At 55.1% G+C, this 23182-nt stretch carries 19 protein-coding genes and 1 other RNA gene; 5 read left to right on the plus strand and 15 right to left on the minus strand.

Features of this window, described 5'->3' with window-relative positions:
* Positions 1 to 10: 10 nt before the first annotated feature.
* Positions 11 to 1801 carry a SulP family inorganic anion transporter gene (locus tag AUQ43_RS17975; RefSeq protein ID WP_062957691.1) on the plus strand — a complete coding sequence of 597 codons (1791 nt, stop codon included), beginning with the start codon at positions 11 to 13 and terminating at the stop codon, positions 1799 to 1801.
* A gap of 4 nt (positions 1802 to 1805) precedes the next feature.
* Here AUQ43_RS17975 and AUQ43_RS17980 read toward each other — a convergent pair whose 3' ends face one another.
* From AUQ43_RS17980 to tkt, 13 genes are all read right to left on the minus strand, one after another.
* On the minus strand, positions 1806 to 2996 hold the full coding sequence (locus AUQ43_RS17980) for a benzoate/H(+) symporter BenE family transporter (protein WP_062957692.1): 1191 nt from the start codon (positions 2994 to 2996) through the stop codon (positions 1806 to 1808).
* A gap of 168 nt (positions 2997 to 3164) precedes the next feature.
* Positions 3165 to 4118, minus strand: a complete 954-nt coding sequence (locus AUQ43_RS17985; protein ID WP_114129838.1) for a hypothetical protein — start codon at positions 4116 to 4118, stop codon at positions 3165 to 3167.
* Between the two features lie 382 nt (positions 4119 to 4500).
* On the minus strand, positions 4501 to 5073 hold the full coding sequence (locus AUQ43_RS17990) for a hypothetical protein (protein ID WP_062957694.1): 573 nt from the start codon (positions 5071 to 5073) through the stop codon (positions 4501 to 4503).
* A 146-nt stretch (positions 5074 to 5219) separates the two neighbouring features.
* Positions 5220 to 6383, minus strand: coding sequence for a peptidoglycan -binding protein (locus AUQ43_RS17995; RefSeq protein WP_062957695.1), 1164 nt, complete (start codon positions 6381 to 6383; stop codon positions 5220 to 5222).
* A gap of 4 nt (positions 6384 to 6387) precedes the next feature.
* Complete coding sequence (locus AUQ43_RS18000; protein WP_062957696.1) at positions 6388 to 7572, minus strand: hypothetical protein; 1185 nt, start codon at positions 7570 to 7572, stop codon at positions 6388 to 6390.
* 12 nt (positions 7573 to 7584) lie between these two features.
* Positions 7585 to 8766, minus strand: a complete 1182-nt coding sequence (locus AUQ43_RS20650) for an OmpA family protein (RefSeq protein WP_062957697.1) — start codon at positions 8764 to 8766, stop codon at positions 7585 to 7587.
* 265 nt (positions 8767 to 9031) lie between these two features.
* Positions 9032 to 9841 carry an inositol monophosphatase family protein gene (locus AUQ43_RS18010; RefSeq protein ID WP_198157186.1) on the minus strand — a complete coding sequence of 270 codons (810 nt, stop codon included), beginning with the start codon at positions 9839 to 9841 and terminating at the stop codon, positions 9032 to 9034.
* A gap of 65 nt (positions 9842 to 9906) precedes the next feature.
* Positions 9907 to 10473, minus strand: coding sequence for an elongation factor P (efp, locus tag AUQ43_RS18015; RefSeq protein ID WP_062957699.1), 567 nt, complete (start codon positions 10471 to 10473; stop codon positions 9907 to 9909).
* Positions 10474 to 10672: 199 nt separating this feature from the next.
* Positions 10673 to 11314: a thiamine phosphate synthase gene (gene thiE, locus AUQ43_RS18020; RefSeq protein ID WP_062957830.1), complete on the minus strand. Its 642-nt coding sequence runs from the start codon at positions 11312 to 11314 to the stop codon at positions 10673 to 10675.
* Between the two features lie 68 nt (positions 11315 to 11382).
* Positions 11383 to 11814: a hypothetical protein gene (locus tag AUQ43_RS18025; protein WP_062957700.1), complete on the minus strand. Its 432-nt coding sequence runs from the start codon at positions 11812 to 11814 to the stop codon at positions 11383 to 11385.
* 9 nt (positions 11815 to 11823) lie between these two features.
* Positions 11824 to 12546: a hypothetical protein gene (locus AUQ43_RS18030; protein WP_062957701.1), complete on the minus strand. Its 723-nt coding sequence runs from the start codon at positions 12544 to 12546 to the stop codon at positions 11824 to 11826.
* Positions 12547 to 12667: 121 nt separating this feature from the next.
* Entirely contained in the window at positions 12668 to 13675 is a 1008-nt protein-coding gene (gap, locus tag AUQ43_RS18035; RefSeq protein ID WP_062957702.1) for a type I glyceraldehyde-3-phosphate dehydrogenase, read from the minus strand.
* Between the two features lie 113 nt (positions 13676 to 13788).
* Positions 13789 to 15771 carry a transketolase gene (gene tkt, locus AUQ43_RS18040; RefSeq protein ID WP_062957703.1) on the minus strand — a complete coding sequence of 661 codons (1983 nt, stop codon included), beginning with the start codon at positions 15769 to 15771 and terminating at the stop codon, positions 13789 to 13791.
* A gap of 408 nt (positions 15772 to 16179) precedes the next feature.
* Here tkt and AUQ43_RS18045 point away from each other — a divergent pair, with 408 nt between their 5' ends.
* From AUQ43_RS18045 to AUQ43_RS18060, 4 genes are all read left to right on the plus strand, one after another.
* Entirely contained in the window at positions 16180 to 16446 is a 267-nt protein-coding gene (locus AUQ43_RS18045; protein ID WP_062957704.1) for a hypothetical protein, read from the plus strand.
* 3 nt (positions 16447 to 16449) lie between these two features.
* Positions 16450 to 16788 (plus strand): cell division protein ZapA, encoded by a 339-nt coding sequence (locus AUQ43_RS18050; protein WP_062957705.1) that lies wholly within the window; start codon positions 16450 to 16452, stop codon positions 16786 to 16788.
* Positions 16789 to 16934: 146 nt separating this feature from the next.
* A non-coding RNA gene (ssrS, locus tag AUQ43_RS18055) (6S RNA) lies at positions 16935 to 17095 on the plus strand.
* Positions 17096 to 17222: 127 nt separating this feature from the next.
* Positions 17223 to 18038 carry a TIGR00282 family metallophosphoesterase gene (locus AUQ43_RS18060; RefSeq protein ID WP_062957706.1) on the plus strand — a complete coding sequence of 272 codons (816 nt, stop codon included), beginning with the start codon at positions 17223 to 17225 and terminating at the stop codon, positions 18036 to 18038.
* 103 nt (positions 18039 to 18141) lie between these two features.
* Here the strand turns inward: AUQ43_RS18060 and AUQ43_RS18065 are convergent, their stop codons facing one another.
* Positions 18142 to 20283 (minus strand): methyl-accepting chemotaxis protein, encoded by a 2142-nt coding sequence (locus AUQ43_RS18065; RefSeq protein WP_232310742.1) that lies wholly within the window; start codon positions 20281 to 20283, stop codon positions 18142 to 18144.
* 492 nt (positions 20284 to 20775) lie between these two features.
* Positions 20776 to 22950, minus strand: a complete 2175-nt coding sequence (locus tag AUQ43_RS18070; protein ID WP_084272160.1) for a methyl-accepting chemotaxis protein — start codon at positions 22948 to 22950, stop codon at positions 20776 to 20778.
* Positions 22951 to 23182 lie beyond the last annotated feature (232 nt).

Consider the following 23182-nt stretch of genomic DNA (forward strand, 5'->3'; position numbering starts at 1 on the left):
AGATCGACTGATGCGCCTTAACATGCTTCGGAAATATGTCCCGATTTTTGATTGGGGACAGAACTATGACAGGACGGCCTTTGGCAATGACATGATTGCAGCCGTGATCGTGACGATCATGCTGATCCCGCAATCGCTTGCCTATGCGTTGCTGGCCGGTCTGCCGCCCGAGGCAGGGCTTTATGCCTCCATCGCGCCGATCATTCTTTATGCCATCTTTGGCACCAGCCGCGCCCTTGCGGTCGGTCCGGTTGCGGTTGTTTCCCTGATGACCGCAGCAGCAGTGGGCAATATTGCCGAAACCGGTACCATGGGCTATGCCCTTGCTGCCCTGACGCTTGCGGTTCTTTCCGGGGCGATCCTGCTTGCGATGGGCGTGTTCAGGCTGGGCTTTTTGGCCAACGTCCTCTCCCACCCGGTCATTGCGGGTTTTATTACCGCATCGGGCATGATCATTGCCGCCAGTCAGCTCAAACACATCCTTGGTGTGGATGCCAGCGGCCATAACCTTTGGGAAATTGTGACCTCTTTGATTGCCCATATTCCCGAAACCAATCAGACGACCCTGATCATTGGCATCTGTGCCACCGGCTTTCTGTTTTGGGTGCGTAAGGGCCTTAAACCCACTTTACGTAAACTTGGCCTTGGCGTGCGGGCTGCAGATGTCCTGACCAAGGCGGGGCCGGTCTTTGCCGTTTTCGCCACCACGGCGGCGACCTGGTATCTTGGTCTGGCCGATAAGGGGGTCAAAATTGTTGGTGATGTGCCGCAAAGTCTGCCGCCGCTGACCATGCCGGATTTCAGCCCGGGGCTGATGGCCGACCTTCTGGTGCCTGCCATCCTGATTTCGGTGATCGGCTTTGTTGAATCGATCTCTGTCGCGCAGACGCTTGCGGCCAAACGCCGTCAACGCATTGACCCGGACCAGGAACTGATTGGTCTGGGGGCGGCCAATATCGGCGCGGGCTTCACGGGTGGTTATCCGGTCACGGGTGGTTTTGCCCGCTCGGTCGTGAATTTTGACGCCGGGGCGCAGACACCTGCGGCCGGGGCTTTTACCGCTGTTGGTTTGGCTATTGCCGCCGTGGCGCTGACGCCACTGGTTTACTTTCTGCCCAAAGCAACCCTTGCTGCGACCATCATCGTTGCGGTGCTGTCGCTGGTCGATTTCTCGATCCTGAAAACCAGCTGGCAATATTCCAAGGCGGATTTCATTGCGGTTCTGGCAACCATCCTTCTGACCCTTGGTCTTGGGGTCGAGGTCGGGGTGACCGCCGGTGTGGTACTTTCGATCGGGCTGTTTTTGTACAAAACATCGCGCCCGCATATTGCCGAGGTCGGCCTTGTGCCCGACACCCAGCATTTCCGAAACATCCTGCGTCACAAGGTCATTACCCATCCATCGGTTTTAACCATCCGGATTGATGAAAGTCTTTATTTCGCCAATGCGCGCTATCTGGAGGACTACCTCTACGACCGGGTGGTTGGGTGCAAGAACCTAAAGCATGTGGTTCTGATGTGCTCGGCCGTGAACGAGATTGATCTAAGCGCGCTTGAATCGCTTGAGGCGATCAATCACCGGCTTGAGGAAATGGGTATTTCGCTTCATCTGTCCGAGGTCAAAGGTCCGGTGATGGATCGCCTGAAAAAGACCCACTTCCTTGATGAACTGACCGGCGATGTCTTCTTGTCACAGTTTGAGGCCGTCTCGAAACTGACAGACGGGCAGGTGGCAGAAACACCACCAAGCACCGAACCCAAAGTCAAATTGGTCCAGGACCGAAGATCGAAACCGGATTGAGTTTTCAGTCCGGTTTCTTTTTGCCATTGCGCAGATGGGTCAGGAAATAAATCAGCCCACCGGCAAGCAAGCCCCAGAACGCACCCGAAATCCCATAGAATGTCAAACCAGCCGCAGTCACGATAAAGGTCACGGCGGCTGCTTCACGTCCATCTTCGTCCTTGAAGGCGGCAACGGCGGATCCGGCAAACGCCCCAATCAGGGCAAGGCCTGCAACCGCCTCGATCAGGATGCCGGGTGCCAGGCTGATAAACGCCGTAACCAGCCCGGCCAAAAGGCCAAACACGATATAGAAAACGCCGCCCGAAACAGCGGCCCAATACCGTTTGGCCGGATCGGGATGGGCATCCTTGCCCGCACAAAGGGCTGCGGTGATGGCGGCCAAGTTAACTGCATGTCCACCAAACGGGGCAGATAATAACGAGAATATCCCGGTCACGGTAAACAGCGGCCCTGGCGGGGTTTCATAATCATTAGCGCGCAGAACCGCCGTACCCGGAATGTTTTGCGATGCCATGGTGACGATGAAAAGCGGCAAGGCAATGCCGACCAGTCCGGCCAATGTGAATTCCGGCATGACGAATTCAACGGGCGGCGCAATTGCCCCACCCAGATCGGCAAGCGCATTTTCAGGGAACTCAATGCCGAACACCATCACCCCGACAAAGGCCAAAAGGGCGGCCGGGATGGCAAGCAACCGGTTAAACCGGCCCATTACAATCCATGCGATCACGATGGGAAGACCAAGCAACGGATCAAAGGCAACCGCCTTGACCGGCGCAAGGCACAGACCCAGCAACACACCGGCCAGCATCGCGTTTGCCAAAGGGGCAGGGATACCTGCAACCGCACGGCCCAGCGGCTTCCAAACGCCACTGATGATAATCAGGATGGCGCAAACGATGAACGCGCCAACAGCAACAGCAAAGCCGCCCTCAATTGCGCCAGATGTCGCGAGAAGGGCTGCACCGGGTGTTGACCATGCAATGCTGATCGGCAGGCGGGTTTTAAGGGATAGAACAATTGCGCAAATGCCCATCGAAAGGGATAGCGCCATCAGGCCAGATGCCGCCTGTTCCGGGCTGGCGCCAACGCCGGTAAGACCTTGAAGCACAACCGCAAACGAACTGGCAGAGCCAACAAAACCGGCCAGCAGGCCCATGAAAATACTTTGGGGCGAAATATCACGCAGCATGGGAGCTCCGAACGCGAAATTTTATAGAACATCTTGGTGGCGAAGTAGCGACGCTAACCTGATCAATGCGCCTGTACCAGTAAATATGTAAGCCCCGCAGGCGGTGACCTGCGGGGCATTTACTCAGACATGATATGCGATATGTCTCTGGTGATTTGGTGTGGATGTCTAGGACTTTAACTCGAAACTGATACGACGCTTCATGCTGTCTGCACCGGCTCCCTTGATCGGTTGCCCCTCGTGTTTGGTCCACATGCCGTCAGCTTTCAGGCCGTTGTCACATAGCAGTTTCCATGTGCCTGTGTTGCCAGTACCGCTACCGGTAATGGCAGTGCCGCTGCAGCTTGCGTCTGCCTCAGTAATATCAAACGAGAAATCGAACTGTGCTGCGCCTTTCTTTCTGACTTCACCTTCAATCTCGGAAGAAACGCCGTCCCAGTCTCCTTCAAACGTCCAAGTTTGATTCTGCGACGTAAGGGTCGAGCCGTTGTTTCCCAGAGGACCAATGTTCAAATAGGCGGCAGCGAGCTGTGCTTCATCTGCTTCCGTGATCAGATTGATCCCTTGCATAATGGCTTCGGGAGATTCCGAGAATTTGCTGCAGCCGGCAAATTCGACAATGGCATCCGAATAACCTCTGTCGTTGTCATACGGGGTAAACCGTTTGAAACGTTTGGCAAAGAACCCAGCAACACAGTCGCCGTTTTTCCCGATCCATCCTTTGGTTCTTGGAGAAACCTGGTCAATCATTTGGTGCTTGGCTTCAGGAATACCCATCTTCGCAGCAATCTTGCGGAAATCAGCGCCTTCAAGCGCTCTGTCTTCAGTTGAGCGTGAGAACCAGGCACTGTTCACATACTGGATCAGGACGTATGATTTTCCGGTATCCCATTTAACAATCTCAGCCCAACCTTGCCCATTGTCGCGTTCATAAGCCTGCGTTGAGTAGCTTTTGGAAACATCAAGAAACTTGAAGGTGTTAAATCTGCTTTCAGCGGGTTCAAAGCTGCCTTCATCATCAAGGCTAAGCGAACGCCCCTTACGATCAGTCAGTCCTTGGTCTGTTACGCAGCCAGCCAAAAGAAGCGCAGCCCCCGCCACGATAAGGAATTTAGAAAACATTCGGTCTCCCCTGTGTATTTATCTAAGTTCCTTATATTTCAACATGCTGGAGTTTTTCCACCATAAATTGCATATGGGGATGGGAAAACGGAACCTGTATCGTTCGAAAATCAATGGGCTGGGAATGCCCGCCGCCCGGTAATCTTGGGCTTAGTTCGGTAAAGGGCGATTTCGTCATCGCGCTAGTTAAGTAGCTGGTGTTCACCAAAATCAACTGCGATTTGGTAAGAGTCTTGGCAAGGGCCGACTATATGTTTGCCAGATGCTGGCGCAATGCCAGCATCTGTTGATCAAACGTGGCGGCTGGTGCCTGTGCTTGTTCGCCTGGATTCTTTTTGTCTTTAAGTTCAGCCGCGTTCGAACGGTTGGGGGTGAATAGGTATCAGACGACGTCACCTTTGGTGGTGGGGTTAGATACGTCGTGGGTTTCAACGAGGCGTGCTTCGTGACGGCCAAGCACATCCTTGGCACGTTCCTCGGTTTGTGGATCGGGTGTTTTGACCCACAGCAGCAAGCCACCTTGGTCAAGCTCTTCTTGCAGCTTGGAAGAATAGGTCTTTCCCACCATGGCGGCGATCACGCCACCAGCAGCAGCACCAACACCGCCCGCGCCGAGAATCGCTGAAATGGTCAGTGTAATCGGGCCACCCGCTGCAATGACGGCACCGGCGGCGCCAAAGGCCGCTGCATACATCGGGGCACCGATCAATGCGCCTTCGGCATTGCCGATCGGTGTCGGCGTCGTATAGGCAAGCGGAGGCATGTCAGGGTCGTTGTCGATGTCCTCGGCCTTGCTGTAAATATGGCCAAGCTTGTCTTCGACGGTCCCTTCATTGGCAAGAAGGCTAAGCTCCTTCTGCTGATCAAATCCGGCTTGCGCCAGATCATCAGCCGCCTGTTGGAGTTGTTTGATATCGTCAAAAACGCCTACGGTTTCGCGATGTGTTGTTGTCATTTGGGCCTCCTTTTTGTTGCAAGGCTCATTGACATTGAACGTAACACAACGCGGATTGGTTCCATTTTAATTGGATTTCAGTGCGCCCAAACCAAAAACGGCACCCCTAAAGGGTGCCGTTAAAAGGTCTGTTTTGGTGCTTTGGCTTATCGCTCGGTAATCTTGAACTCAATGCGCCGGTTGCGGCGATAGGCGATTTCATCATCACGGTTATCGAGCGGCTGGTATTCACCAAAGCCAGCGGCAACCAAACGGTTGGGCGGTACACCCTGATCGATCAGGAATTTGACCACCGAAATCGCACGGGCGGCCGAAAGTTCCCAGTTCGAGGCAAACTGAAGGTTTCGGATCGGCACCTTGTCGGTATGGCCATCAACACGCATGACCCAGTCAATGTCATCTGGAATGTCTGCTGCGATCGTGGTCAGCGTTTCGCCCAGTTTGGCCAACTGATCCTTGCCTTCTTCGCCAAGCTCTGCCTCGCCCGATCCAAACAGCACTTCGGACTGGAAGACAAAGCGATCCCCGACAACACGGATATCTTGACGATCGCCCAGAACTTCACGCAGGCGGCCAAAGAATTCCGAACGATAACGCTGCAGTTCGGCAACCTTGGTGGCAAGGGCCGCATTCAGGCGGTTGCCAAGATTGACGATCTGGGCTTCTTTTTCCTCGTTCTCGCGCTCGGATGCCTCAAGCGCGGCCTCAATCCGGGCCAGTTGCTGGCGCAGGGCCAGCATCTGCTGATTAAGGGCGGCGACTTGCGCTTGTGCTTCTTCGCTCAGATTTTTTTGATCTTCAAGTTCAGCCGCGCGCGATGCCAAAAGGGCTGAAAGCTCGTCAATGCGGGTTTCCTGATCCGAAATCTTTTCGCCTGTCGTTTCGCGAAGTTCGGTCAGTTCGGCTTCCTTGTCTTCAAGCGATGCTAAGGCTGCCAGAAGTTTCTGCTCAATCTCGTCGGCGGAAAGTTCGGCAGCAGCCAATTGATCGGCCAGGGTCGCGGCACGTGCACGCAAATCATCACGTTGATCAGCCGTGTTGGAAAGCTCGGTTGTCAGTTGTGTCAGTTCGAGTTCCATACGCTGATTGTTGCCGCGTTCAAGCGACAGCAAATTGGTCAGCTCGTTGACCTGCGCGGTCAGGTCATTCAGGGCCTCGTCACGGCCCGAAAGGGCCGCACCAAGATAAACCTGCGCAATGACAAAGATCATCAGAAGAAAGATGATCACCATCAAAAGGGTTGCCAGCGCATCAACAAAGCCCGGCCACGTATTTACATCGCGGTTACGACGGCGCGAAAGCCCGATCATGCGATCAGCCCTCCTCGGCGATGGCGGCGATGGTGCGGGCGAGAAGCTTGATCTCGCTTCTGATTTCCTGTGTGGATTGCTGGCGGCCCATGGTCAGCTCTTCGCCAATACGGCCAAGCGTATTGTCAAGCGAACGGATGTGGGCGCGGGTGTTATCATCAATGCCGAAGCTGCCCATCTTCATGGAATCAGCCAACTGATCAAGAACCGGTTTGAGGTGCATCTGGTTTTCAGCCAGCTTGACCATCAACTGTTGTTCGGCCTTCATCTGATCGGTCAGGGTGGATAGCTTGTCGGCCAGATCAATCAGCGTATTGTGCGATTTGATCTGCGAACTTTCCGATCGCTGGATAGAGTTCTGCAACCCTTCCATATTGTCTGCCATCTGTTCGATCAGGGCCGAAAGATAGGCCGGAACTGACTGTTCACCATCGGAAATGCCGCCACCCGACCCAAGGCGGGTAAAGCTTGAAAGCCATTCTTCAAGGTCGTTGAAGAACCGGTTCTGTGCCTGACCGGCCTGCATGTCCAGAAGGCCCAGCGCAAGCGAGCCTGCAAGACCAAACAGCGAGGACGAGAACGCTGTGCCCATGCCGCTGAGCGGTTCGGACAGCCCGTCTTTGAGTTCAGAGAACCAAAGATCCATGTTTGACCCGCTGCCAACATTGACGTTGCTGATCACACCGGCAACCGAGTTGACGGTCTGAAGCAGGCCCCAGAAGGTCCCCAGCAGACCAAGAAACACCAGAAGGCCAACGACATAGCGCGACAATTCGCGGCTTTCATCCAGTCGGGAACGGATCGAGTCAAGGATCGTCCGGGTCGAAGTCGTCGAAAGCTGCGGGCGGTCACGGCGCTGTTCGGCCATCATGCTGGCCATCGGGGCCAGAAGTTTTGGCGGAACCTGTGATGTCAGACCCGGGCGGGAACGCCGGAAATCCTCGATCCAGGTGACTTCCGGTGACAGGCTTGCGGCCATGCGGAACGTGTAAATGACGCCGACGACAAACACGCCTAGGATCAGGCCATTGAGAACAGCATTGGCCATAAAGGCATCAGACAGCGCCGGGTACAACAGGGCGCCAACCCCGGCAATAATGGCAACGAAGATTGCCATGCGTGTCAGATAACTTCCGGGTTTGGTAATGGGCGGGAGAGATCCCGTGCCATTTGCCGAATTGCTGCTCATAACGGATTAATCCTAGCGTTGAACGGTTTTGATATCGACGCGATCGGCGGGGCCGGACGGAACATTCGCACCAAGAGCGCGAACATCAATGCGCGTGGAGCGCACACCCCGGTCAATGAGATAGGAACGTACCTGAAGCGCGCGCGACAGCGACAGACGACGCGCCTTGGATGCGTTTGATCCATCGCCTTGTGCGTATGCCTGCAACTGGATGCGCAGGTTTTCATCCTGACCCATGGTTGCAATCACGCTGTCAAGCTGGCGCTTGGCGGCGTCGCTAAGCTCAAAGCTTTCAGCCGCAAAACCAAGGCTGTATTCATCAGACCCGGCAGCAGGCATTGGTTCCGGTGCGGTTTCCGGCGGAATGGCTGCTTCTTCGGCCGAAGGTGCCGGCGGGGCAGCCTGTTCGGTCACAGGCTCTGCAGTGTCGGCCATCTCGGTTGCGGGCTGGGTGGTGTCAGGTGCCGGTGCAGCAGGCGGTTCAGGTGCATCTGCAATCGGCGCAATCTCTGGCGCGGCCGGGGCCGCCGGAACGCTTTGTTCTTCTGCTGTTTCCGTCACCGGCGCTGGTGATGATGTTGCTTCAGGCGCTGGTTCTGCGACGCTTGGCATTGGCTCCGGTGCTGGTGCCGGTTTCGTCAGCGGGGTAGGTGCCGCAGCGCTGCTTTCGCTGGTGGTGGGGGCTGCGGGCTTGCTGCGCGGTGCGGCGGTTGGTTCCGGCTGGTTCAACACGATGGTTTGATTTGCGCCGTCATCCATCATTGCCTGTGCCTGGGCAGCAGACGGTGAGGGCGCCGCAACGCCGGGTACGCCGTAAAACTCTGACTGGGTGGGAAAGGCGTTGCCACCACCTGATCCATCAATGACAACCGTTTCAAAGCCGCCGTCATAGCCGCCTGCGCCAGAGGCACTGGCAAACTGATCCGAAGCCAGGAAGGTCGATTTTGGTTTGCTTTCCGGGAAAATCAGATCACCGCCGGGCACGACGATGTGATCGCGTGAAACAGTCGGGGACAGATATTGTGGCACGGTCGGTTGTCCGCCATAGCCATCTGCCACGTCCCAGTTTACCTGAACGCTGCTATCAACCGAAACGGGGGAGTATTGTTGCGCGGATGCGTTTGCCCCAAAGAACACGGTTGTTCCCAGTGCGGCCGTCATCGCAAGCACCGAAATCTTGGAATACCCCATCATCAAATCGCAGGCCCCTTAATACCCTGTGTTTGAAATCGTTTTGGTAACGCTATTCTATTTCACACAGTTTTGTGTCGATCATTAGGCACCCGCAAACCTTCGGAATGCCCCCCTGTTGTCTATGGGCCTGCATTTAGGCCGCATAGTCCCATGCACAATAGCTTAGAGACAGGTAATGGACAACCGCTTTGACCGATAATGCAAAAGGGGCGCTTCAGCAAATTGTGAAGCGCCCCTTTCAAAAAACAGTAACAAAAGCGGTGTGTTAGCCCGCAATTGCCTTTTTCAGCGTCTTGGCCAGCACAGGCTGGATGTAGTCGTTGGCTGCAACGACGCTGCCGGTAGCCAGCATGTTGGTGCCGCCTTTTTCATCGCGGATGTAACCGCCCGCTTCGGAGATCAGGATAATACCGGCTGCGATATCCCACGCATTCAGGTGAGATTCCCAGTATCCGTCATAACGGCCAGCCGCAACATAGGCCATATCAAGGGCTGCAGCCCCCATACGGCGTACACCGGCACAACGGTCCATGACCGAGTGCAGTTGCTTTTCAAATGTCGCGTGATCGCCATGGCCAAGGTGCGGAACACCGCAGGCCAGAACGCATTCATTCAGGCGACGACGGCCCGAAACGCGCAGGCGACGGTTATCAAGGAACGCACCGACGCCTTTTTCCGCCCAGAAGCACTCATCCTTGGCAACGTCATAGATCATGCCAGCGATGATTTCGTTACCCTTTTGCAGGGCAACCGAAATCGCAAAATGCGGGATGCCATGCAGGAAGTTGGTGGTGCCATCAAGCGGATCAATGATCCAGCGATGCTCGGGATCGGAGCCCTTGACCTCGCCACCTTCTTCAAGAAGGAAGCCATAGCCCGGACGGGCACGCTCAAGCTCTTCACGCAGGCGTTTTTCGGCACGGTGATCAGCCGCAGATACGAAATCTGCCGGGCCTTTCATCGAAACCTGAAGGTTTTCGACTTCACCGAAGTCGCGTTTCAGTCCATAGGCTGCCTTTTCGACAGCCTTGTACATCACGTTGATATTTGCAGAACGACGGGCGGCGCCTCGCACGGCATATCTCCCGGAATTTGAATTAAAAGAAGGTCCGCTTTCCGGACCGGCGGGCAGGGAGGCCCTTAGTCCTTGGCACGCTCGACATAGGTGCCTTCAACCGTGTTCACGACAATGCGCGTACCCGATTCAATATGCGGGGGCACCATCACACGAACACCGTTCTCAAGAACAGCCGGCTTGAAGGAAGAAGACTGGGTCTGACCTTTGACAACGGCGTCGGCTTCGACGATTTCGAAGACAACATGCTCTGGCAGGGTCACGCCAAGCGGCTCCCCTTCGAAGGATTCGATGGTCACAACCATGCCATCCTGAAGATAGACAGCAGCGTCGCCAATAAGGTCGGAATTGACTGTGATCTGGTCGTAGGTTTCGCTGTCCATGAAGGTGATCATGTCACCATCGGCAAACAGGTAGGTGTATTCTTTCTGCTCAAGGCGAACCTTTTCGACGGTTTCCGATGCACGGAAACGTTCGTTCAGCTTGGTGCCGGTACGAATGTCTTTGAGTTCAACCTGGTTAAAAGCACCGCCTTTACCCGGCTTCACAGCCTGGCATTTTACTGCACGCCACAGGGCACCTTTATGTTCGATAAGGTTACCCGGACGGATTTCGTTGCCGTTGATTTTCATGGCACAAACCGTTCTTTCAGATCACAGATTCACAATGCAATAAGGGGCAAGCGCCCCATTTCAGGGGGTCTACCTACCAGTTCGGGTGTTTTGCTGCAAGCAGATTGATCCGGGTTTACGCGCATAACACCCCGTCATTCGCGCATGGCTGGCGCAACCAATTGCCAGCCATATGATTTCCCGTTCGCCGGTATTCAGTTCAGATATCGGTCGCCGCAATCGCAGCCTTGATCGCCTTTGCCCCCGCTTCGGGGCCATCCGGATGGTTCCACACACCACCTGTTACCGCGATAAAGTCTGCACCTGCCAGAACCAGCGGGGCAACATTGTCTGCCGTGATGCCGCCAATTGCCACACAGGGCACGGTGGTAAAGGTCGTCCAGATTTCAAGGATTTCCGGCGTAACGCTGGTTTTGGCTTCTTTGGTCTTGGTCGGATAAAACGCACCGAATGCCACGTAGTCCGCACCCTTTTCGCCAAGGATCATCGCCTTGTGGCGGCTGTCATAGCATGACACACCAACGATATGTTCCTCGCCCATGATGGCGCGGGCTTCGTCATAGCTGGCATCACCTTCGCCAACATGCACACCATCGCAGCCCGATTTCCTGGCAATGTCGGGACGGTCATTCAGGATCAGTGGAATGTCACGATCCACGCACATTGGCAGGATCGCATCAATCGCGGTGCGGATCTCATCATCACTGACGTCCTTCAGGCGCAATTGCAGGCAATCGACCGCACCGGTATCGAGCACAGATTTCAGCGTCTCGCCAAAGGGTGCAAGGTCAAATTTCGGCGGCGTCAGAAGATAAAGACCGGCAAGTTCGTCTGAATTCACGATGATAATTCCTGATGATTTCCTGCGTGTTATGTAACCTTTGACGCCGGTTTTGGCAATTGCCAAGGCTACCCGGCAAGATGTGCAAGCAACCGCTTGTCCAGTTCATGATCGGGCAACAGGTCATCGGCCATCTGATAAATCACATCTTTGGCCGGGAGCTCTGTCATGACCAGACAGTTTGTCTGGGCTGCCATATCCCGAAGGTTTTCCAACTGCGGTTCGGGCATCGGATCGACCATCACCGCATCAAGGCCAAGCTCAATCGCGGTCAGTGCACCAGAAACCCTTCCGCGACAATCAAGGATCGCTGTGATGTCAGATGCCGGGAATTCTTCGCGCACAAGCGTGATCAGATCGGCAAACCATTGTGCCCCGTGTGATTGGGCTGCGTGAACAGGCGACAGCAGCGCAAACCCACGATCTCCCAGAATCCGGCAGGCGGATCGGGCACCAGTGATGCCGTGAACGCGGATGATCAGGGCGGGCAGGTTGGTCATGATGCTTGCTCAGGCCTTGGTGCGCGCAACATAGACCGTGTTGATGTCTTCACGATCAATCAGCGGATGCTTGAACGTAATCACGTCGGCCCGGATGGTCTCGAACGCGGATTTCAGGTTCTCTTCAAACCATGGTTCGGGCATCTCGGTCGACCACAGGGCAAAAATCCCCCCCGGCACCAGATGGGTCGCAAGCTTCGCCAAGCCATCCTTGGTGTAAAGACGCTTGTGGTCTTCATGCAGGACATTGCCCGGCGAATGGTCGACATCCAAAAGGATCGCGTCATGCAGTTTTTCGGATGCATCCGGGTTCATGCCCGGCGTATCGGAAAGTGCTGCGGCAAAGAAATCCCCATGCACCAATGCGCAACGCGGGTCGTTTGAAAGTTGATCCCCCAAGGGCAGCAATCCTTGCTGATGCCATTCGATCACCTCGGGCAGGGTATCAAGCACGGTCAGCTTGCCAGTCTTGGGATTATCAAGCGCTGCCTTGGCGGTATAGCCAAGGCCCAAGCCACCAACGACCACATCAAGGTTCTCGCGATCAAGTTCGGCCAACCCCAGATCGGCCAGCGCAATCTCGGCATCGGTAAACAGGCTCGACATCAGGTATTCTTCATCAAGCTTGATTTCATAGACATCGATATCAAGGCTCAACTCACGTCGGCGACGCAGGCTTAAAACCCCCATCGGTGTCGGGCGATAATCAAGTTCCTTGAAAAGAAGGCTCACGGGCCGGGCTCCTGTTTGTCTTGATAGGCGTGTCACCTAGACAGTGACGGAAAGAGGCGCAAAAGAAAAGTGCCCGAAGCAGAACTTCGGGCACCTTGAAAAATTTTGACCTAAGCGATGCTTAGAGGAACTTCGCCATGGCGACAGCGGTGTCGCTCATACGGTTGGAGAAGCCCCACTCGTTGTCATACCAGGACAGGATACGAACGAAGTTGCCGTCCATTACCTGGGTCTGGGTCGCATCAAAGGTCGAGCTGTTCGGGTTGTGGTTGAAATCAACCGAAACCAGCGGAGCTTCGCAAACGCCAAGAACGCCTTTAAGCGGGCCGTTTGCGGCTTCCTTGATTGCTGCGTTGACTTCATCAACGGTGGTGTCACGACCAGCCACGAAGGTCAGGTCAACCATCGAGACGTTCGGGGTCGGAACACGGATCGCGGTACCGTCGAGCTTGCCTTTGAGTTCCGGAAGAACAAGACCAACAGCCTTTGCAGCACCGGTCGAGGTCGGGATCATCGAAAGCGATGCCGAACGGGCACGACGCAGGTCTTTGTGCAGGCTGTCCACGGTGTTCTGGTCGCCGGTGAAGGCGTGAACAGTGGTCATGAAGCCCTTGGTGATGCCAACGGTTTTGTTGAGAACATCTGCAACCGGTGCCAGGCAGTTGGTGGTGCAGGATGCGTTCGAAACGATGACGTCATCAGCGGTCAGGCTGTCAGAGTTAACACCGTAAACAACGGTCTTGATGTCACCCTTTGCCGGGGCAGAGATCAGAACGCGCTTGGCGCCTGCGGTCAGGTGTTTGCCTGCGCCCGCTTCGTCAAGGAAGATACCGGTGCACTCGAACGCGATGTCGACTTTAAGGTCGGCCCACGGCAGGTTCGCCGGGTCACGTTCAGAGCAAACCTTGATCGCCTTGCCGTCGATGACCAGATCATCGCCTTCGGCTTTGACGTCATTGGCCAGAACGCCATGAACGGAATCATATTTCAGAAGATGTGCGTTGGTGTGGACGTCACCCAGGTCGTTGATGGCAACAACTTCAACGTCGGTGCGACCGCTTTCAACGATAGAACGCAGAACCAGACGGCCGATACGGCCAAAACCATTAATCGCTACGCGAATAGCCATTCATCCCTCCAAAATTATAATGATTGGTACCTGGGGAGTATCAATCACGGCTTAGGGTCAAGAACCCATAGAAAAAAGGCCGGATCGGCATGTTACCGATCCGGCCCTGTAAATTAAACCAGTTCCTTGGCCGCTTTGACCAGCGCGTCGGCGGTGATGCCGAAATGCTCGTAAAGGACCGGGGCCGGTGCCGAGGCACCAAATCCGTGCATGCCGACAACCTTGCCGTTGTCGCCAACATATTTTTCCCAGCCAAAGACCGAAAGGGCTTCGATGGCAACGCGTGGTGCGCTGCCCAGAACGTCCTTGCGGTATTCCGGCGACTGGGCGTCAAACAGTTCCCAGCTCGGCAGCGAAACAACAGCAGCATTGATGCCGTCTGCTTTCAGCTTGGCCTGCGCGTCAACCGCGATCTCGACTTCCGAACCGGTCGCGATCAGGGTGACCTGACGATCGCCATCGCAATCGGAAATCACGTAGCCGCCACGTGCGACAAGGTTGTCGTCACGATATTCGGTGCGCAGAACCGGCAGGTTCTGACGGGTGAGGGCGAGAACGGTCGGGCCGCTTTCGTTGGTGATCGACATTGCCCATGCTTCGGCGGTTTCAACAGCATCGGCCGGGCGGATCACGGTCACGTTCGGCATGGCGCGCAGCGACGCAACATGTTCGACCGGCTGATGGGTCGGGCCGTCTTCGCCAAGGCCGATGGAATCATGGGTCATGACGTAAACAACGCGCTGGTTCATCAGGGCCGAAAGGCGGATCGACGGACGGCAATAGTCGGTGAAGACCAGGAAGGTGCCACCATAGGGCAGAACGCCACCATGCAGCGCCAGACCGTTCATGGCTGCTGCCATGCCGTGTTCGCGGATACCGTAATAGATATACGCGCCTTCATAACCACCGTCGGCGGTGATCGGTGCCTGAACGCCGGTCTTGGTGTTGTTCGAACCGGTCAGGTCGGCAGAACCGCCGATCATTTCCGGGATCGCCTTGGTCAGAACTTCAAGAACGTTCTGCGACGCCTTGCGGGTTGCAACCTTCGGCAGTTCTTCGGTGATCTGCTTTTTGTAGTCGTTGAACGCTTCGATCCAGTTTTCCGGAAGCTTGCCTTCGATACGACGTTCGAACTCGTCTTTCAGGGCAGCTTCGAGACCATCAAAACGTGAACCCCACGCATTGAAGTCCTCGGCACCGCGTGCGCCAGCAGAAAGCCATGCGTCACGGACATCTGCCGGGATTTCAAACGGCTCAGAATCCCAGCCGAGTTTCTTGCGCATGCCAGCAAGTTCTTCCGCACCAAGCGGTGCGCCGTGCGTTGCCGCGGTGCCACCCTTGGTCGGTGCGCCAAAGCCGATTTCGGTTTTGCAGGCAATCATCGACGGGGTGTTGGTGGATTTTGCTTTGGCAATGGCGGCTTCAATCGCAGCAGGATCGTGGCCGTCAATTTCCTGAACGTCCCAGCCAGCAGCTTCAAAGCGCTTCTTGTGGTCTTCCGATGTCGAAAGCGAGGTCGGGCCATCAATCGAAATGCCGTTGTCATCGAACAGAACGATAAGCTTCGACAGTTTCATGTGACCGGCCATCGAAATGGCTTCCTGGGAAATACCTTCCATCAGGCAACCGTCACCGGCAATCACATAGGTGTAGTGGTCAACAACGCTGTCACCAAAGCGGGCATTCATGATGCGCTCGCCAAGGGCGAAACCGACCGAGGTCGCAATACCCTGGCCGAGCGGGCCCGTGGTGGTTTCAATGCCTTCGCCGTGGCCATATTCCGGGTGGCCCGCAGTGCGATAGCCCATCTGACGGAAATTCTTGATCTGATCGAGATCGAAATCGTCATACCCGGTCAGGTGCAGAAGCGAATAAAGAAGCATCGAACCGTGACCTGCGGACAGGATGAAACGGTCGCGGTCTGGCCAGTTCGGGTGCTTCGGATCGAATTTCAAGAATTTGGTATAAAGAACAGTCGCAACGTCTGCCATGCCCATCGGCATGCCCGGATGACCGGATTTGGCTTTCTCGACAGCATCTGCCGAGAGGAAGCGGATGGCATTGGCCATGCGGTTGTGTTCTACTTGCGTCGTCATGTGATGCGGTTCCTGGGGGTTTCGCGGTCGGGCGATGAAAACACTTTTCCATTTATTAACGGAATTCGCGCGGAAGATGCCCTTACAGGGGGCATACGTCAACCGCTTCTATCGAAAATCTGCCATGTTCTCGCGATTATGGTTAACCACACGGGCATTGACGGGGCCAATTACGGGTCCTGTTGACCTGTTTGCAGCGCCAGTTCTATGTTTCGGGCATGGCTGTCGTGCCACCCGATCAGACTGGTTTTGCACACAGTCGGGTAAAACGGTTGTTGATCGGAATCTGTGGTGTTAAATCAGCCATGATCATGACATCTTCGACAGGTCATATTGGAATATGGACTGTCGTAGCAGACGTTTGACGTCTGTAATCTTTGAGTTAACAGCAAATATTTGGGTAGGGTCATGTCGCGGTTGCAACAGGCAAGTGATCGACTGAAAGCAGCATTGGAACGTCTGGAAACGGTCGCGGAGTCGGCGATCGACGCCAAAAGCCAGGACGCAAATGCTGACACGGCAGAAGTCGAAGCCCTGCGCGGACAACTTTCGGCTCTCCGCGAAGATTACGACCGGCTTTGCCAGACGACCGAAACGGTTTCCAACCGCCTTGATGGTGCGGTTGATCAACTCAAACTCGTCCTTGATGAAGAACCCGCAAAGAAGCAGGCATAACCCATGGCACAGGTTTCCATTCGCATTAACGGTCGCAGCTATGACATCGCATGTGACGACGGTCAGGAAGATCGAATTCATGCACTTGCCGGATATGTTGACGAACGGGTCAAGGAAATCTCAGGTGCCGTTGGTCAGATCGGCGAACAGCGCCTTCTGGTCATGACCAGCCTTCTGATTGCCGATGAACTGGGTACGGTGCAGGACAAGCTTGAAAATGGTGGCGCCGCGGTCGCGGAAGATGGCAGCCTGTCGGCTGCAGAAAGCGACGCGCTGGCAGAAAATATCGAAAGCATGGCCGAACGCATCGAAACGCTTGCAGATCGTCTGAACAAAGACTGATCAACTGGTTATTCGCCTGCTGCATGGCTGCTTTAACTCAGAACCGAAATCACGCAATCTACTTGAAATTCAGACGGCCGAAGACTAAGTTCCGGTCGCTGACAGTTTGCGATGCGCCGTTCGCGGCGATCAAGAACACAGCATCAAGGGAGCTGCCCTGTTCGTCAGGTTCGCTAATTCCCGGGGCCGATGCTCATTTCTCTAGGGAGCTGTCCCTGTCGAGGCCGTGGTCTCGTTATACGGCGCCCACCTGCACTCGCAGGTCACGAGGAATTACCAAATGGCCAACGGCAGCGGTGGCTCCCGATTATTTTGCTAAGGGTCATGACCCTAAAAATCCCTTTTCCATTTCGTGATGCCGGTCATGCGTCCCGGGGCAGGGTGCATTAAACGAAACATGTCTGCCTGCTGGCTGACGCAATACAGGAAGCACAATGCGTTTACTTCATCTTGGCGACGTTCTGGGGCAATCCGGTCGCAAGGCAGCGCTTGAGGCGCTCCCTATGTTACGTGACCGTTTGTCGGTTGATATCGCGGTGGTGAATGTCGAAAACGCAGCCCACGGCTTTGGCGTCACGGCAAAGATCTGCAAGGAATTCTATGCTGCTGGTGCCGATGTCCTGACCACGGGCAACCATGTCTGGGACCAGCGCGAAATCATCGCCTATATTGATGAAGACGAAAAACTGCTGCGCCCCTGGAACTTCCCCGATGGCACGCCGGGCAATGGTGATTACGTCTTCAAGACCAAAGCGGGCAAAAAGGTTTGCGTCATCAACATGATGGGCCGCCTGTTTATGGATCCGCTTTCCTGCCCGTTCCAGGGGGCTGACAAGCTGTTTGCCAAGTACAAGCTGGGCAAGAATGTTGATGCGGTGATCCTTGATTTCCATGCTGAAACCACGTCGGAAAAGATGGCCTTTGGGCACCATTGTGACGGGCGGGCGTCGCTTGTTCTGGGCACGCACACCCATGTGCCGACCGCTGATGCCCAGATACTGCCACATGGCACGGCCTATCAGACCGATGTTGGCATGTGCGGCGACTTTGATTCCGTGATCGGCATGAAAAAGGAAAACTCGGTCCGCAAGTTCATCACAAAGATGCCGTCTGGCCGGTTTGAACCGGCAGATGGTCCGGCCACGGTATGTGGTGTGTATGTTGAAACCGATGACAAGACGGGGCTCGCCAAACGGATTGAGGCCGTACGGATAGGTGGACGCCTTAAAGGCAGCTGGCCCAGCGCATAAGGCCAAGCACATAGGCAAAGTGCACAAGCACTGAATATCTTTAGCCCAAAGACAAAGGCCCGCCAGATGACGGGCCTTTGTCATTTCAGATGTGTGGTTCGGATCAGGCCGCGCGATCACGGGCCTGCTGGCGCAGATCATCCAGAATGCTGGAAATGCGGGTGCGCATTTCGCTGACTTTCTCGGATGCCGAACGCGACGTGGTCAGAACTTCACCAGACAACTGACCGGTGCGGCCGGTTTCATTGGCAACCTCGGCAATCGATGCTGACACTGCGCGGGTACGGTCTGCCGCACCACGCACGTTGCGCGTGATCTCGTCGGTTGCCGCACCCTGTTCCTCAACCGCTGCCGAGATGGTCGTGGCAATCTCGTTGAGGCTGTCAATGATCGAGCCGATCTCGCCAATCGCATTGACCGATTCACCGGTGGCTTTCTGAATGCCGGTAATCTGACCAGAGATTTCCTCAGTCGCCTTTTCAGTCTGGTTGGCAAGGTTTTTGACCTCTGCCGCGACAACCGCAAAGCCCTTGCCCGCATCGCCAGCACGGGCCGCCTCGATGGTCGCGTTCAGCGCCAGAAGGTTGGTTTGCTCGGCAATGTCAGTGATCAGTGCGATCACCTCGCCAATGCGGCTTGCCGACTGTGACAGGCTGTTGACCAGTTCGTTGGTGTGCTGCGCACGCTGTGCAGCTTCGTTCGAAATGCGCGTGGTTTCCGCCATCTGACGGTTGATTTCCGCGTTCGAACTTGAAAGCTGTTCCGTCGCCGAGGCAACAGTCTCGACATTGCCGGTAGCTTCATCAGCCGATTTCGACACTTCGTCACTCTGCCCCGAAACAAGTTCGGCGCTGTCAGTCATCTGACCGGAAACACCTTGCAACTGTTCGGCAAGGGCCGCGATTTCATTCACCGCACTTTCGACTTCACCCTGAAGGTTGTCGGCAAGCGTAAGCAATTCATCACGGAGCGCCTCATTGCGTTCGCGGTTAAGGCGCTCTTCCTCGGCCTGCATGTCGCGGACCTTGATGGCGTTGGCCTTGAACACGTCAACGGCGCGGCCCATGGCGGAAATTTCATCACTTCCCGCCGACGGTACGGCCACTTCAAGATCACCATCAGCCAGCGAAATCATCGATTTCTGAAGACCGGCCAGACGACGCAGAAGGTTGCCACGCACATAAACCAGATAGATCAGAAGCGGGATGACAATCGCAGCGCCACCAACCCCGTACATCACGACAGAGCTTTGCTGGGTAAGGGTGCTGGCAGCATCAGCCGATTTGTCCACGCCCGACTGAAGATCGCCAACAAGCATGTTCACACCATCTTCCATGGCGGCAGCAAATTCGGCGCTGTCTTCAACGATATCGATCTGTTCGTCTGCAAGCTTGAGTTCCTTGCTGCGCAGCGACGAGATGCTTTTGCGCCCCATCGACAGTTTCTTGATATCGCCAAGAAGACCCTCATAGAACTTACGGAGTTTTGCGTTTTCAAGCTCGGCAATCGTGTTGGCAACAACACCAACCGCACCACGCACCTGAACCCCCATGATGCGAAGCTGCATGCGGTCATCCGATGACGCGGCCGACAGAACCGTATTACTGATTTCCGCGCCACTGTTTGCCAGACGGGTGATCGGCGCCTGCGCTGCCATCAATTCGTCAAGCTTGAACAGCAACCCCTTGATCGAGGCTTCCTGTTCCTCGGTCATGAAGGCACCCGCCTGACGCAGCTCTTGAACCTGGCTGGTGATCGAGGTGATGTTGGTCTGGGATGCCGAAAGGATCGGCTGGATCATCGAGTTGTATTTGCCGGTCAGCTGCTGGAACTTGGAGATTGAATCTGACAGCTCGCTTGCGACTTCAAACCGTTCGATGGTCGTGTCATGCAGTTCCTGCAGAGCTTCGGCAAGGCTCTGGCCATTGCCTTCAATCACCGCAAGGGTTTCTTCCGGAAGACCGGACTCGTCGAGGACGGCAAGGTTTTCTTGCAAGGTTGCCAGCATCACATCAAGGTCGGCTTTGACGGCCTGTTCTTCCTCGATGGTTGAGGCAGCAACAATACGTGGTGCGGATGCCACAATCTTCGCGCTGGTCGTCGCAAGCTGCTGCGCGGCAAACATGGGCGGAAGCTGCTCATAGGCAATCTTGTCAAGCTGGTTGCCGAATTTTGTAAATGAGAAGACCGATACGGCTGCAGCCAGAATTGCAATCAGACCGACAAGAAAGAATGCACCTGCCAATTTTTCACGAACGCCGTGTCCTGCTTTATTGGATTTTTTTGCTTTGTCTGTGGATTTCTTTTTTGGCGAAGACGGCTTGGTGCCGCGCTTGATACTAAAACCCATAATTTATCTTACCCCGTAGACCAAAGAGCCAAGCGTCAACACGGCCTCGTGCCGACGCGTATACATGCGTCGTTTGAACGTCTGTTCCCTGCCAAGCCACATTTTGGGGATACCCGTGTCCTGCCCCGAACAGGATCAAGGGTGATTAAAGTGGGGCCTGATTTTTTATCATTGGAAGCAGATATAGCACAGTATCGCCGCCGCGATCATGGCTTTTCAAACCAACCTGTACATCTGTATATGGCCAGGTATTGGCCCAAGATTGCGCGTTACGACGGTTGCGTTTTGATTTGGGGGACGGCGGTCGTTATTCAATATCTCGCCCCCGGACGCATGCAAAAAAAGGCCCGCCATTGGCGGGCCTTTTTAAAAGTACGTCAGGCAGGATCAGGACGCTGCGCGCTCATTTGCCTGTTGGCGCAGATCATCAAGAATGCCGTTAATCCGCGAGCGAAGGTTTTCAACCTTCTGCGAGGCATCCTGCGCAGTTGCCAGAACCTGACCAGAAAGTTCACCGGTCTTGCTGGTTTCGTTGGCAACTTCCGTGATCGAGGCCGAAACAGAACGTGTGCGATCAGCCGCACCACGCACATTGCGCGTGATTTCGTCTGTTGCTGCACCTTGTTCCTCAACCGCAGCGGAGATAGTGGTCGCGATTTCATTGATGTTTTCAATGATGCGGCCGATATCGCCGATTGCGTTCACAGACTCACCGGTTGCTTTCTGGATGCCAGAAATCTGGCCAGAAATTTCCTCGGTGGCTTTTTCGGTCTGGTTGGCAAGGTTTTTGACCTCTGCGGCAACAACCGCAAAGCCCTTGCCGGCATCGCCAGCACGGGCGGCCTCGATGGTCGCGTTAAGTGCAAGCAAGTTGGTCTGTTCTGCGATGTCGGTGATCAGGGCGATCACTTCGCCAATACGATCTGCAGACTGCGACAGGCTGTGAACCAGTTCGTTGGTTTCCTGTGCACGACTGGAAGCTTCGCTTGAAATGCGGGTCGATTCCGCCATCTGACGGTTGATTTCCGCATTCGATGCCGACAGCTGTTCGGTCGCGGCTGCAACCGTTTCGACATTGCCGGTTGCTTCCTGTGCAGAGCTCGCAACGTCTTCGGTCTGGCCTGAAACCAGTTCCGCGCTCGACGTCATCTGGCCCGATACCCCCTGAAGCTGATCGCCAAGGGCCGCGATTTCATTCACGGCACTTTCGACTTCGTTTTGCAGGGTATCAGCCAGCGTCAGCAATTCATCACGAAGCGCTTCATTGCGTTCACGGTTAAGGCGTTCTTCTTCCGCCTGCATGGCTTGAACCTTAAGCGCGTTGTCCTTAAAGACATCAACCGCACGGCCCATGGCACTGATTTCGTCTTTGCCCTTGGAGGGGACAACGACATCAAGGTTGCCATCTGCAAGCTGAACCATGGTTTTCTGCAGGCTGCCAAGACGGCGCAGAACGTTGCCACGCACATACAGTACATAGATCGCAAGCGAGATGATGATCGCTGCAACTGCGACGACAAACAGGGCGGTCAGGCTTTGTTTCTCGACAACTTTTGCCTGGGCGGCGGCCTCGTCAACTTCTGCATTCAGACCGGCAACCAGTTCCGCAACGCTGTTACGCATGGCATTGGCATATTCGCCACTTTGTACGACAAGTGCCTGACTTCTTTCCGTCGCCTCAAGTTCACGTTTACGAAGGTCCGGCAGGCTGCCTTCACCAACCGAAAGCTTTTGCATCTTGCCAATCAGGTCGACGTAAAAGGCCTTGAGGCGGTCATTGTCAAGCGTATCAAGCTTGCTCAGCGCGTCGGCATAAACGCCGCGGATGCGCACCGGAATGATCGACAGGCGGACAGCCTGCGTTTCCGTGGTGCTGGAAATAATCATGTTGGATGCGGCCGAACCGAGACGTTCGATCTCGAGGATCGGAGTACGTGTCTCGATCGCTGACGCGAACTTCTGGAAAGCCTCTAGAATTTCTGTCTTGTCGGTACTGAATTTTTTTGACGGATCATCTTCAAAGGACGAAGCGTATTCGGTGCCCTGGGCCATGTCGTTCTGGGTATAGGACAGCAGCGGCTTCAGGGTGTCGGCATAACGCTTGGCATGACTTTGGAACTCGTCGAGTTTATCAGACTTTTCGTTGCTGATCTGGAAGCGTTCCTGGGTCACTTCGTGAAGCTGACGAAGGTTATCCGCGAGCAGGGAGCGGTTATCATTGATGCTTGCGATCACAGCCGGCATAAAGCCGGTTGCCTCGATTTCCTCGATCAGGACGGAAAGTTCGTCCAGGCGCACCGCAAGTTCGTCATTGATCGCAATTTCCTCGTCCGGATTGGCAGCGGCCACGATACGTGGCGCAATCGCAACAATCTCGGCACTTCCGGTCGCAAGTGACTGTGCTGCGGCAATCGGCGGAAGCTTTTCTTCTGTGATTGTGCTCAGCGCATTGCCGAATTGGTTGAAGGATACCGCACCGACGATGGCAGAAATAACCGCCATTAGTCCTACCAAAGCAAATGATATCAGAAGCTTGCTTTGGACCCCGAATTTAGTTCCCATTCTATCTAACCTTTGTTTCCTGGCTGTTTCCGTATGGCTTCTTTGTCCATTCCGGTTGTTTCTGGCACCACAGGATCATGTCTTGTCCCGCGTTCGGCGTCAGTTCCGGCCCCCTGAGAGTATTCTTCTTTAGTTTAATATCTATGACAAATAACATTAATGAAAGAATATCATGAGGTCTGCAACATCTATCCGCGTATAGGGGCGAACTATCCTGGGATAGGTCGGGAAA

Origin of the sequence: Thalassospira sp. MCCC 1A01148 (assembly GCF_001613795.1) — a bacterium.
In the GTDB taxonomy this organism is placed as follows: domain Bacteria; phylum Pseudomonadota; class Alphaproteobacteria; order Rhodospirillales; family Thalassospiraceae; genus Thalassospira.

What these genes read in the sequence shown, in the direction of transcription:
- tkt (WP_062957703.1), bottom strand. Translation starts at nt 15,771, where the DNA reads ATGACGACGCAAGTAGAACACAACCGCATGGCCAATGCCATCCGCTTC.
- AUQ43_RS17985 (WP_114129838.1), bottom strand. Translation starts at nt 4,118, where the DNA reads ATGTTTTCTAAATTCCTTATCGTGGCGGGGGCTGCGCTTCTTTTGGCT.
- AUQ43_RS17975 (WP_062957691.1), top strand. Translation starts at nt 11, where the DNA reads ATGCGCCTTAACATGCTTCGGAAATATGTCCCGATTTTTGATTGGGGA.
- gap (WP_062957702.1), bottom strand. Translation starts at nt 13,675, where the DNA reads ATGGCTATTCGCGTAGCGATTAATGGTTTTGGCCGTATCGGCCGTCTG.
- AUQ43_RS17990 (WP_062957694.1), bottom strand. Translation starts at nt 5,073, where the DNA reads ATGACAACAACACATCGCGAAACCGTAGGCGTTTTTGACGATATCAAA.
- efp (WP_062957699.1), bottom strand. Translation starts at nt 10,473, where the DNA reads ATGAAAATCAACGGCAACGAAATCCGTCCGGGTAACCTTATCGAACAT.
- AUQ43_RS18000 (WP_062957696.1), bottom strand. Translation starts at nt 7,572, where the DNA reads ATGAGCAGCAATTCGGCAAATGGCACGGGATCTCTCCCGCCCATTACC.
- AUQ43_RS17995 (WP_062957695.1), bottom strand. Translation starts at nt 6,383, where the DNA reads ATGATCGGGCTTTCGCGCCGTCGTAACCGCGATGTAAATACGTGGCCG.
- AUQ43_RS18060 (WP_062957706.1), top strand. Translation starts at nt 17,223, where the DNA reads ATGCGTTTACTTCATCTTGGCGACGTTCTGGGGCAATCCGGTCGCAAG.
- AUQ43_RS20650 (WP_062957697.1), bottom strand. Translation starts at nt 8,766, where the DNA reads ATGATGGGGTATTCCAAGATTTCGGTGCTTGCGATGACGGCCGCACTG.
- AUQ43_RS18045 (WP_062957704.1), top strand. Translation starts at nt 16,180, where the DNA reads ATGTCGCGGTTGCAACAGGCAAGTGATCGACTGAAAGCAGCATTGGAA.
- AUQ43_RS17980 (WP_062957692.1), bottom strand. Translation starts at nt 2,996, where the DNA reads ATGCTGCGTGATATTTCGCCCCAAAGTATTTTCATGGGCCTGCTGGCC.
- AUQ43_RS18070 (WP_084272160.1), bottom strand. Translation starts at nt 22,950, where the DNA reads ATGGGAACTAAATTCGGGGTCCAAAGCAAGCTTCTGATATCATTTGCT.
- AUQ43_RS18050 (WP_062957705.1), top strand. Translation starts at nt 16,450, where the DNA reads ATGGCACAGGTTTCCATTCGCATTAACGGTCGCAGCTATGACATCGCA.
- AUQ43_RS18025 (WP_062957700.1), bottom strand. Translation starts at nt 11,814, where the DNA reads ATGACCAACCTGCCCGCCCTGATCATCCGCGTTCACGGCATCACTGGT.